Origin of the sequence: Nonomuraea sp. NPDC049709 (assembly GCF_040674815.1) — a bacterium.
Lineage (GTDB): Bacteria > Actinomycetota > Actinomycetes > Streptosporangiales > Streptosporangiaceae > Nonomuraea.
The window spans coordinates 24786-35598 of the sequence record NZ_JBFANM010000104.1 but is presented as its reverse complement, the minus strand read 5'-3'; the positions used below and the strand labels follow the sequence as shown (position 1 = coordinate 35598).

Genomic DNA, 10813 nt, shown 5'->3' with positions numbered 1-10813 from the left:
GGTGGCGGCCGGGCGGGTGGTGGCGGCCGGGCGGGTGGTGGCGGCCGGGCGGGTGGTGGCGGCCGGGCGGGTGGTGGCGGCCGGGCGGGCCACCGAGCTGGACCGGGTGGCGCCGCTGTCCACGCTGTGGCGGGCGCTGGGCCCTTCGGAAGGGGCGCCGGGCCCTTTGGACGGGGCGCTGTCGGCTCCGGAGCGCGGGCCGGACGGCGGTTTCCGCGCGATCGAGCGACTCGGTGAGGAGATCGACCGGTTCACCCGGTCCAGGCCGCTGGCGATCGTCCTGGACGACGTCCAGTGGGCGGACGAGCTGACGTGCCTGGCGCTGCGGCAGCTCGTGCCCGGGCTGGCCGGGTCGCCGGTCGTGTGGCTGTTGGCCCGGCGGCCCCTGCCCGAGCAGGAGGCGGTGGAGCGGCTGATCGCCGAGGGCAGCGCGCGGAGGGTGCCGCTGCCGCCGCTCGCCCCGGACGAGGCGGCCGAGCTGTGCGGGCGGCTGCTCGGGGCGGAGCCGGGGGCGTCGGTGCTGGAGCTGGCGCGGGCCGCCGGCGGGAACCCGTTCCTGCTGGAGGAGGTCCTGAGCGGGCTGCTGGCGGAGGGCCGGATCACGGTGCGCGGCGGTGTCGCCTCGGTGCACGGCGGCCTCGCCTCGGTGTCCGGCGCGTCCGCGCTGCCGGCGGGGTTCGTGGCCGCCGTGGAGCGGCGGTTGCGCGATCTGTCGGCGGAGGCCCGGCGGTTGCTGGAGGTGGGGGCGGTGCTGCGGCGGCCGTTCTCGGTGCACGAGGCCGCCGGGATGCTGGGGGTCCCGCCCGGGGCGCTGCTCGGGCACGTCGACGGTGCCGTGCGCGCGGGTGCGCTGGTCGGGGAGGGTGACCGGCTGGCGTTCAGGCACGACCTCATCAGGGAGGCGGTGTACGGGGGGCTCGGGGCGGCGATCAGGACCGCCCTGCACCGGGAGGCGGCGACCGTACTCCGGCGCGAGGGCCGCCCGCCGGCGGAGCTGGCCGAGCACCTCCGGCACGGGGCCCGGGTGGGCGACCTGGCGGCGGTCCGGGAGCTACGGGCGGCGGCGGAGGAGATGAAGGCCGTCGCCCCCTCGGCCGCCGCCGACCTGATGCTCCGAGCACTCGACCTGACGGGCCGGCGCCCGGTCGCGGCAACCCCGCCCCAAGACGCCCCCGCAACCACCTACAGCCCGATGCCCGACCGTCCAGGTGACCACCCGATGCCCGGCGGTCCTGGTGACCTGCCGCTGTCGGACCAGCCTGGCGGTCCGGCGTCCGACGCGCCCGCTGAGCCCACCGCCGGCACAGGCGGTGGCCCGGGTCTCGTGCCGGGCGGTGAGGCGGAGACCGTGCCGGACCGTCAGGCGGAAACCGTGCCGGACGGTGAGCCGGAAACCGCACCGGACGGTGAGCCGCAAGCTGCGCCGGGCAATGAGACGGAGGGCGTGGCGGGTGGGGGGCTGGTGGCCGTGGTGGTGCGGTTGCTGGCCTCGGCGGGGCGGCTGGGTGAGGCGCGGGAGATCGCCGATGGGCGGGACGTGACTCTGGGGGTGGCGGAGGAGGCGGGGATCGCGCTCGGGCTGGCGGAGGCGCTCAAGCACGCCGGTGACGACGAGGGTGTCATCCGGCGGACTGGCCGGGTGCTGGCGCTGCCCGGGGTGCCGGTGCGGGAGCGGGCTCGGTTGCTGGCCGTACGGGCGCACGCGCTGATGATGACCGGCCGGATCGATGCGGCCGACGCGGCGGCGGTGGAGGCGGTCGCGGAGGGCGAGGTGTTCGCCCAGGTGGTGGGGTTGCAGGCGCGTTCCACCGTGGCGGTCTTCCGTGGCGACCTGGGGGACGCGCTGCGGCATGCGGAGCGGGCGGTGGGGCTGGCGGACGCGGCGGGCGGGGAGACGGCGCACCGGCATCCGCGGTTGTGGCTGGGGGCCGCGCTGACGGCGCTGGACCGGTTCGAGGAGGCGCGGGACACGTACGCGGTGGTCGAGCGGGAGTCCGGCCGGCTCGGTACGGCGTGGGCGCTGCCCCTGCTGCACCGGTTCCGGGCCGAGCTGTGGCTGGCCTGGGGGCGGCTGGACGACGCGGCGGCCGAGGCGGAGACGGGGCTGCGGGTGGCGGAGCAGCTCTCGGCAATGGCGCTGGCCCCGGCGCTGCTGGGCGTGCTCGGGCACGTGACGCTCCTGCGCGGCGACCCGCGGGCGGCGCAGGAGTTCCTGGACCGGGGACGGGAACTGGCGGGCGACGGGGCCGGGCTGGTGGCCGAGGAACTGCGATGGCGAGCACCCGCTCTCCCGGCGCCTCAACCAGCCGCACTCACGGATGGTCGCCGATCCGTGCCCGGGCCTCCGGCGGGCGAGCTTCAAGGTGCCCGTCCTCCCGTGCCCGACCCCTCGGCGGGCGAGCTCCGAGGTTCCCGTCCTCCCGTGCCCGGTCCTCCGGCGGGCGAGCTTCGGGGTGCCCGTCCTCCGGTGCCCGGTGCTGCGGTGGGCGGGGGCGCGGTGAGTGGGGCGATGGCGTACCTGATCGTGCAGGAGCCGTGGATGGCGGCGCGGTGGCGGGGAGTGGCCGGGGTGGTGGAGTGCGTGCGGGACCTGGCTCGGCGCAATCCCGGTCACCTGTCCCTGGCGGCGGGGGCCGCGCACGCCGAGGGGAGGCTGGACGAGGCGATCGCGCTCCATCGGGCCGGTCCCAGGCCGCTCGGGCTGGCGGCGGCGCTGGAGGAGGCGGGGCGGCGGGCCGAGGCCCTCGACGTGTACCGGGCGTGTGGCGCGGTATCTCCCGCCGAGTCCGGCACAGGACCGCCGGCCTCTCCCGGCCGGCCGGGGTTTGGACCGCCGGCCTCCCCCGGCCGACCGGAGCAAGGGCCGGGGGCCCGGGAGGCGGGGGCCGGGCAGGGGTGGGCGGCGTTGACGGCGGCCGAGTTGCGGGTCGTACGGCTCGTCGCCCAGGGCATGACGAACAGGGAGGCCGCAGCGGCCCTGTTCCTGTCCCCGCACACGATCGACACCCACCTCCGCCACGCCTTCGCCAAGCTCGGGGTGAACAGCCGGGTGGAGCTGACCCGCCAGGCGCTCACCCACGAGCCCCCCGCCCCGTGACACCTGCCGATCACACCTGCGGGCCGGTCAGGGCTGGAGCAGGGGCAGCAGGGCTTGCGCGTCCTGCTCCGTGAGCGAGATCCCGAGCTCGTCACGCAGCCACCCGGCCAGCTCCCCCGCCCCGGAGAACGTCATCCCCTCCAGCCGGATCCGGGCGTCGGCCGTCGTCCGCTGGGCGAGCACGTGCCGGACGAACGGCGAATGCGGGCTGTTGGCCACGTAGAAGTTCGCCACCTCGAAGTCGCTCGGGAGCTGCGGCTCGTCCGCCCGGAACGCGTACAGCTCCGTCTCCTCCGACGACAGCACCCAGAACTCCCCGTCGCGCCCGAGCCGCCACCGCCACGCCCCCGACTCCAGCGACGCCCCCTCCTCGAACGGGATCGGCTCCACCAGCCCCTCCCCGCCGAACCCGACGTCCGCCAGCCATGTGCGCCCGCCCGCCCGTACGGTGAGGGTGGCGTGCGAGCGGGGCAGGTGGCGGCGGCCCAGCCGGATCCTGGCCAGGTGCCGGGTGACGGGGAAACCCAGGCGTTCCAGGGCGGCGGCGAACAGCAGGTTGTGCTCGTGGCAGTAGCCGCCGCGCCCGCCGGTCACCAGCTTGTCCTGGAGGCTGCCCAGGTCGAGGAGGATCCCCCGGCCGAGGAGCACGTCCAGGTTCTCGAACGGGATGGAGCGCACGTGCCCCAGATGGACGGCGCGCAGCGTCTCCGCCGTCGGGGTACGCGGCCCGTCGTGGCCGATGCGATTCAGATAGGCGTCAAGGTCGAGCTTCTCGATGTCCCATGTCATGGGATCGACGATGGCGGGTACGGGGTCCGGCGCGCATCACGTGTTCACGGGATTCGCCGACAAGACCAGCCTGACGGCGAAGTTTCGGTACCCGGCCCGCTCGAACGCCCTGGCCATCGGCACGTTGCCCGCGTCCGTGTCGGCCACGATCCGCCGCACCCCGCGCCCGGCGTGGAAGCGGGTGATCTCGGCGAGCAGGTCGTCGACGTACCCGTGGCCGCGCTGCTCCGGCACCACCCCGAGATAGCCCACCACGGGCCCGCCGTTGTTGGCCGACGGCAGCGCGACCCCGACGAGCGCACCGCCCTTGTCGTACGCCAGCCGCCACCAGGCCCGCTCCCCCGGCATCGACCGGTAGTCGCGCACGTCCTCCCGCGCCTGGGCCACCGGGTCCATGGTGGCCAGGGCCTGGCGGGTGTGGAAGTCGAGCGTCCCCTCCGCCACCCTGCGGAACGCCGACACGAACGCCTCGTCGTCGTCATCGCCCCGGAAGACGAGCCGCTCCGAGGGCTCGGGCACGGGGGCGTCGCCCTCCGTCCAGGCGTAACGCAGGCGTTCCAGCTCCTCGGTCAGCCCGGCGCGCCCCGCGGCAGCCCATCGCCAGGCCACGGCGGCGCCGGCTCTGGGGTCGTCGCGCCAGCCGTTGGGGACGAAGACGTGATACGCGGGCGCCTGCCCGTAACCGGCATGGGCCCGGCGCAGCAGCTCGGCGGCCACGCTCACGCGGTCGCCGGCCGATGGATGAACGTGCAGGCAGTCGAGCGCGAGCGGGCCGGTGCTGTCCGGGAAGCTCCACCACACGGCTCGGGCCAGGATCTCGCCGCTCTCCTCGTCCTCGGCGAGCCAGATGTGGTCGAAGCGGTAGTTGCCGCTCTCCAGGTACGACAGCAGCCGGTCGGGGTGGGACCAGCTGATGGACTCGTCGACGACGCAGCCGAGCAGGCGGTCTAGATCGCCCTCGACGGCGGGACGGAAACGCATGAATCCTCCGAGAAGCAGAAGCGGGCGCGGAGAGCGCCCAGGCAAGTACCGAACATCTCAGCGCCTCCTTTCTTCCGACTTTTCGGCGTCAGCGGGCACTCTATCGGAAATATCGCGAAAGGATGGGCTCGTGAGCTCCTACGACGACACGCTGCCCCTGCAGCCGCCGATCCGGCTGCCCGGCGAGGCCACGCTCGCCGCGGCCGTACGCACCGCTCCCCTGGCCGACGAGCTGAAGCCGGAAGGCGACGACGCGGAGGTGCTGGCCGTCTGGGCGGAGCACTGCCGTGTGCGGCTGGCCGAGGACGAGGGGCTGCTGCTGGAGCTGATCAGGATGTTCCTGTCCAGGGAACCGGTCAAGGGCGAGCGGCCCGGGACGCTGACGGATCTCGGCCTGGTACGGCAGGCGGAGCCGTACACGCTGAGCTGGCTCGGCCTGTGGGTGGCGCGGCAGATCATCGCCGAGACCACCGGGCAGGACATCCCCGTGATGGGCTCGCTCGCGGACGCCGACGCGGCGGCGCTGCTGCACGGGCTGCGGTCGTACCCGGAGGGCGAGCGCGGCGAGGAGCTGGCCGGGTGGCTCAAGGACAGGGACGCCGCGGCCGCGGCGGCCGAGATCGCCTCGGTGCTGGGCACGGTGAGCCCGCTGAGCCGCGCGGTCGGCGTGGAGGTGCTGTCGACGGGCCTCGGCGACGAGGGCCGGCCGGCGCTGGCCCGGCTGCTGGAGGAGCCCAAGCTGGGGGCGGTGATCGCGGCCAGGACCGGCCGGGAGGAGCGGCAGCCGGCGCCCGAGGAGATCGCCTGGGTGCTGGTGGACATGGCGGCGGCGCTGCTGGAGTTCGGGGGCGAGACGGGCGAGGTGATCGAGTCGATCGCCATGGGCATGGAGGCCGAGGAGCAGGCGGGGACGATCGCCATCCTGGCCTTCGGGGATCATCCTTGGACGGGGCAGGTGCTGCGGGTGTTCATCGAGCACCATCCGGACGAGCGTGTCGCGGCGGCGGCCCGCAAGGCGTTGCGGCGGTTGCACGGGCTGGCCGACGCGCGGGGGTGAGGACACTCCTTTTTCTCGTCTCCATATGAGCAAACAGAAATCCTCATATCAGAGCCGACATCTCGTCTCATGCCGCAGCATTGTCCTGCCGCATGGGTTGCGGAAAAGTTGCGCGGCAATAGCCTGTCCCTCTCGCGACCTGCGCCGGCACTCCATCTGCCACGTGCTCGACCGCCGCCGGCCCTAACGCAAATCCGGCCAACTATTAAGGAATGCCGCGTAATCACGAAACGTCGGGAATTTCGCGCGGGCATGGACCGGTACGCCCGCCTCAACCGCACGGTCGAAAGCGTCGGGAGCCTGCGGATCTGCCGGGCCCCGGGCGGCGGCGCGACAGCGACCCCGGGAGAGCGCCGGTAGAGTCGGCTCGGTGACCAAGCATGTGATCTTCCCTCAGACCGGCATCCTGGGTGACGCGTTCGCCTGTGAGTGCGGCGTCGTGCTGGGCGGCCGGATGACGGCCGAGCTGCACGCCGCCGAGAACGGGCTGTGCTCGGCCTGCTTCGGCACGGCCGAGGAGGAGGCGGCGCCGGGGCTGACGCGCGGCTGCAGGAGCTGCGCCGGCACCGGGCGGCGCAGGGAGCAGATCACCTGGCAGCTCGCGCACGCCGAGGCCGAGCACCTCATCACCATGACCGTCGTACGCGGGATCGTGGCGGGGTTCGACGGCCCGTTCCACCTGTCGGAGATCGCCGACACGGTCAGGAACGGGCTGGGCCTGCCCACCGGGCGGCTCCCGGTGGGGCCGCGGGTGCGCGACCTGCTCCTGCAGCTGCAGGCCGCGGGCGAGATCACCATGTTGTCGGCGCCCGACGAGATGGTCGGCACGGACATGGTCCTCTACCGCGACCCGCAGTGGCAGCGCGCCCGCACTCTCGGCCTGTGACCGCCTGCCGTCGGCCCGGCCGTCAGCCCTACCGTCATCGGGGCCGTCAGCCCTACGGTCAGCGGGGCACGAAGCCGCGGTAGACGACGCGCCGCCGCTGGAGCACCGGCCACTGCCGGCCCTTGATGCCGCGCAGCACGCCGGCGGTCACCGCGCCGGTGAGGAGGGTGCCGAATATGCCGCTCACGACGAGCATGAAGGCGATTGCCATGTCGATTCCTTCACCAGGAGTTCGAAGCTGAACAGCAGGCCAGAACAGTGCCGGCCCCCGCCCTATTCCGAGCCCGGCGGCGCGGCGGCGGAGCCGGGCCGCCGGGATCAGCTCTCCCGGACGCGGCAGACGATCTCGCCGTGCAGGATCGACAGCCAGCCGTCCTCGGCCGCCGCCCACTCCAGCCACCCCTCGGAGATGCGCCGCAGGTCCGCCTCCGTGGCGGCGCCGGTGGCCAGGGCCCGCTCGGCCATGGCGGAGCGCTGGATCCGCTCCGCCCACATCCCGCCCCACCAGGCCCGGTCCTCCGGTGTGGCGAAGCACCAGGTGGAGGAGGTGGCGGTGACGTCCTCGAAGCCCGCCGCCCTGGCCCACGACAGCAGCCGCCGCCCGGCGTCCGGCTCGCCCCCGTTGCCCCGCGCGACCTGCTGGTACAGCTCCATCCAGTCGTCCAGCGCCGGCACCCGCGGATACCAGGTGAAGCCGGAGTAGTCGCTGTCGCGCGCCGCCACGAACCCGCGCGGCTTGGCCACCCGGCCCATCTCCCGCAGCGCCGACACCGGATCGCCGACGTGCTGCAGCACCTGGTGCGCGTGCACCACGCAGAACGTGTCGTCGGGGAAACGCAGCGCGTGCACGTCGGCCACGGCGAAGTCCACGTTCTCCACCCCTCGGGCGGTCACCTCCGCCCTCGCCAGGTCGAGCGTCTCCTCGCTCACCTCGGACGCCGTCACGTGCCCGACCAGGCCCGCCAGGTCGGCGGTGATCGTGCCGGGCCCGCTGCCCACGTCCAGCACCTTCATGTGCGGCTTGAGGTGGGGCAGCAGGTACGCGGCCGAGTTCCCGGCGGTGCGCCAGCGGTGCGAGCGCAGCACGGACTCGTGGTGGCCATGGGTGTAGACGGCGTCCATCGGCAGACTCCCGCGTTTCGCGACGTGGGATCACCCTAGCGCCTGTCTCACCATTCAAGAGATAATGTCTCGTATAGCGAGACGAGAACACCCATCCGCCACCGCTCGTAAACTTGTCGCGAAACATTCGCAAACCACAGGAAAGGCGTGGTCGTGGGAGAGGTCCGGCCGATCGTGCACGTGGGCGACCCGGTGCTGCACCACCCGTGCGAGCCGGTGACCCGGTTCGACGGCGAGCTGGCGGAGCTGGTGGCGGACATGTTCGCGAGCATGTACGCGGCGGAGGGCGTCGGCCTGGCCGCCAACCAGATCGGCGTGCCGCTGCGCGTGTTCGTCTACGACTGCCCCGACGCCGAGGGGCAGCGGCACAAGGGCGTGGTCGTCAACCCCGAGCTGGAGCTGCCCGGCGTCGGCGAGCGGCAGCTCGACACCGGCGACGAGGGCTGCCTGTCCGTCCCCGGCCAGTACGCGCCGCTCCCCCGCGCCGACCACGCCACCGTGCGCGGCTTCGACGCCGCCGGCGAGCCCGTCACGGTCGAGGGCACCGGCCTGCTGTCCCGCTGCCTGCAGCACGAGACCGACCACCTCGACGGTCACCTCTACATCGACCGCCTGCCCGCCAAGCGCCGCAAGCAGGTGCTGGCCGCCTACCAGGAATCCACTAAAGCGGATAAAGCATCGCTATAGTGGAGGAATGGAAGGCGAAGGGGTCCTGTCCAGCGGGCTGTCCATGGCCGAGCTGGGCCTGCGGATCCGGGGCGAGCGCCGGGCGCGCGGGCTGTCCATCGAGCGGCTGGCCGGGCTGAGCGGCATCAGCAGGAGCATGGTCTCCGAGGTCGAGCGGGGCACCAAGACCCCGACCGTGCTGGTGCTCGACCGGCTGGCCACGGCGCTGGGCACCTCGATCTCCCGGCTGCTCGACGAGCCCGCGCACGGGGCCATGCGGGTGCTGCGCCACGCCGAGCAGCGGGTCCTGCGCGACCCGTCCGGCTGGGAGCGGCGGGTGCTGTCGCCGGTGCTGGGCGAGGTGGAGTTCGAGTTCATGCGCACGACCATCGGGCCGGGCGTGGACGCGGGCGAGTTCGTGCCGCACGCGCCGGGCTCGCGGGAATACCTCGCGGTCGAGCGCGGCGGCCTGCGGCTGACGATCGACGGCAGGCCGCACACGCTGGCGGCGGGCGACTCGGCGTACTACCCGGGTGACCGCCGCCACGCCTTCGCCAACGACGGCACCACCGACTGCGTCTTCTACCTGGCCATGGAGCTGGGCCAGACGACGGGGGCAGTCGGGCACCACGAACCACGGAGGGAATCGCCCGATGGATGAGCTGCGCCTGGCCGGAGCGAAGGCGGCCGCGATCATGGCCGACCACCTCGAGGGCGTCGGCGACCGGCCCGTGTGGCGGCCGGTGCCGGACGGCGACCTGGCCTGGCTCACCGGCCAGGAGCTGCCGGAGACGGGGCGCGCGCTGGACGATCTGCTGGAGGACGCGCGGGCGCACGTGCTGCCGTACCCGATGGGCAACGGGCACCCGCGCTTCTTCGGCTGGGTGAACTCGCCGCCCAATCCGGCGGGCGTGCTCGTCGAACCGCTGGCCGCGGCCCTGAACCCGAGCGTCGCCGGTGGCGACCACGCCGGGCCGCACCTGGAGCGCACGGTGGTGCGCTGGCTGGCCGGCCTCGTCGGCTTCCCGCACCCGCCCGGTGGCGGGCTGCTGACCAGCGGCGCGTCCATGGCCACCGTGATCTGCCTGGCCACCGCCCGCCAGCGGGCCGCGCTGGCGGCCGGGTGGGACGCCCGCGAGGAGGGGCTGGCCGGCCGGCCGCCCATGGTCATGTACGTGACCGAGGAGGGGCACAGCTGCCTGCACAAGGCGGCCCAGCTGCTCGGCCTGGGGGCGCGGAACGTGCGTACGGTGCCGGTGGACGCGGCGTACCGGATGGACGTGGGCGCGCTGCGCGCCATGATCGCCGAGGACCTGGACGCGGGGCTGCGGCCGTTCTGCGTGGCGGGCAGCGCGGGCACCGTCAACTCCGGCGCGGTGGACCCCCTGGACGAGATCGCCGACGTGGCCGGCTCCTACGGGCTGTGGTTCCACGTGGACGGCGCGTACGGCGCGCTCGGCGTCCTGGCCGACGGCGCCGCGCCGCACTACGCCGGGCTGGAGCGGGCCGACTCGCTGGCCCTGGACCCGCACAAGTGGCTCGGGGTGCCGGTGGGCTGCGGCTGCGCGCTGCTGCGCGAGCCGGCCGCCGCGCGGGCCGCGTTCAGCCTGGTGCCCTCCTACCTGATCGACGACAACGCGGACGACCTGGGCTGGTTCGCCGAGTACGGCCCCGAGCAGACCCGCCCGTTCCGCGCGCTGAAGACCTGGGCGACGCTGTCGTACCTGGGCCGGACGGGCGTCAAGCGCCTGGTGGACCACACGACCGGGCTGGCCCGCACCCTGGCCGCCATGGTCGAGCAGGCTCCGGACTTCGAACTGCTCGCGCCGGTCACGACCTCGATCACCGCGTTCCGCCACATCCCGCGCCCCGACGGCCTGGACGCGCTCAACCGGGCCATCCCCGGCGCGGTCCAGGCGCGTGGCAACGTCTTCTTCACCGGCACCCGGCTGGGCGGGCACGAGGCGCTGCGGGCGTGCTTCCTGCACCCGGACACGACCGAGCGGGACCTGGCGATCCTGCTCGACGAGATCCGGGTGGCGGCCAAGAGCCTCTGACCCCACGGTCGGGCCCCGGCGCCGGAACGGGTCCGGGGGGCCGACGCGGCGCTCGTCACGGCGGGTGACGACGCGCGCGGCCCGCCGGCCCGGCACGCACGGCGGGCGAAGAGAAGCGGCCGGGTCCCGTGAATCGCGCACCCGCCCGGGTAGGGGGT

The 10813-nt window shown here is 74.2% G+C and carries 10 protein-coding genes; 6 read left to right on the top strand and 4 right to left on the bottom strand.

Going from position 1 to position 10813, the window contains the following annotated elements:
* On the top strand, positions 1-3097 hold a 3097-nt coding region (locus tag AB0J69_RS54700), incomplete at its 5' end, for a LuxR C-terminal-related transcriptional regulator (RefSeq protein WP_364135821.1).
* Positions 3098-3124: 27 nt separating this feature from the next.
* On the opposite strand, the gene AB0J69_RS54695 is transcribed toward AB0J69_RS54700, so the two are convergent.
* Both AB0J69_RS54695 and AB0J69_RS54690 read right to left on the bottom strand, forming a co-directional pair.
* Positions 3125-3886 (bottom strand): arylamine N-acetyltransferase, encoded by a 762-nt coding sequence (locus AB0J69_RS54695; protein ID WP_364135819.1) that lies wholly within the window; start codon positions 3884-3886, stop codon positions 3125-3127.
* A 36-nt stretch (positions 3887-3922) separates the two neighbouring features.
* Complete coding sequence (locus tag AB0J69_RS54690; protein ID WP_364135816.1) at positions 3923-4867, bottom strand: GNAT family N-acetyltransferase; 945 nt, start codon at positions 4865-4867, stop codon at positions 3923-3925.
* Positions 4868-4997: 130 nt separating this feature from the next.
* Here AB0J69_RS54690 and AB0J69_RS54685 point away from each other — a divergent pair, with 130 nt between their 5' ends.
* Both AB0J69_RS54685 and AB0J69_RS54680 read left to right on the top strand, forming a co-directional pair.
* Positions 4998-5924 (top strand): hypothetical protein, encoded by a 927-nt coding sequence (locus AB0J69_RS54685; RefSeq protein WP_364135813.1) that lies wholly within the window; start codon positions 4998-5000, stop codon positions 5922-5924.
* Positions 5925-6294: 370 nt separating this feature from the next.
* Positions 6295-6810: a hypothetical protein gene (locus AB0J69_RS54680; protein WP_364135810.1), complete on the top strand. Its 516-nt coding sequence runs from the start codon at positions 6295-6297 to the stop codon at positions 6808-6810.
* A 58-nt stretch (positions 6811-6868) separates the two neighbouring features.
* Here AB0J69_RS54680 and AB0J69_RS54675 read toward each other — a convergent pair whose 3' ends face one another.
* A complete protein-coding gene (locus AB0J69_RS54675; protein ID WP_364135807.1) occupies positions 6869-7021 on the bottom strand; it encodes a hypothetical protein in 153 nt (50 codons plus the stop codon).
* A gap of 107 nt (positions 7022-7128) precedes the next feature.
* Positions 7129-7932 carry a methyltransferase domain-containing protein gene (locus AB0J69_RS54670; RefSeq protein ID WP_364135805.1) on the bottom strand — a complete coding sequence of 268 codons (804 nt, stop codon included), beginning with the start codon at positions 7930-7932 and terminating at the stop codon, positions 7129-7131.
* A 153-nt stretch (positions 7933-8085) separates the two neighbouring features.
* Between AB0J69_RS54670 and def the strand changes: the two genes are divergently transcribed.
* The 3 genes from def to AB0J69_RS54655 are packed head-to-tail and all read left to right on the top strand — an operon-like array spanning position 8086 to position 10655.
* The gene (def, locus tag AB0J69_RS54665; RefSeq protein WP_364135802.1) at positions 8086-8619 is read left to right on the top strand and encodes a peptide deformylase; all 534 of its coding nucleotides are present in this window, start codon (positions 8086-8088) and stop codon (positions 8617-8619) included.
* Between the two features lie 7 nt (positions 8620-8626).
* On the top strand, positions 8627-9259 hold the full coding sequence (locus tag AB0J69_RS54660) for an XRE family transcriptional regulator (RefSeq protein ID WP_364135800.1): 633 nt from the start codon (positions 8627-8629) through the stop codon (positions 9257-9259).
* On the top strand, positions 9252-10655 hold the full coding sequence (locus AB0J69_RS54655; RefSeq protein WP_364135798.1) for an aminotransferase class V-fold PLP-dependent enzyme: 1404 nt from the start codon (positions 9252-9254) through the stop codon (positions 10653-10655). The genes AB0J69_RS54660 and AB0J69_RS54655 overlap by 8 nt, the downstream gene beginning before the upstream one ends.
* Positions 10656-10813 lie beyond the last annotated feature (158 nt).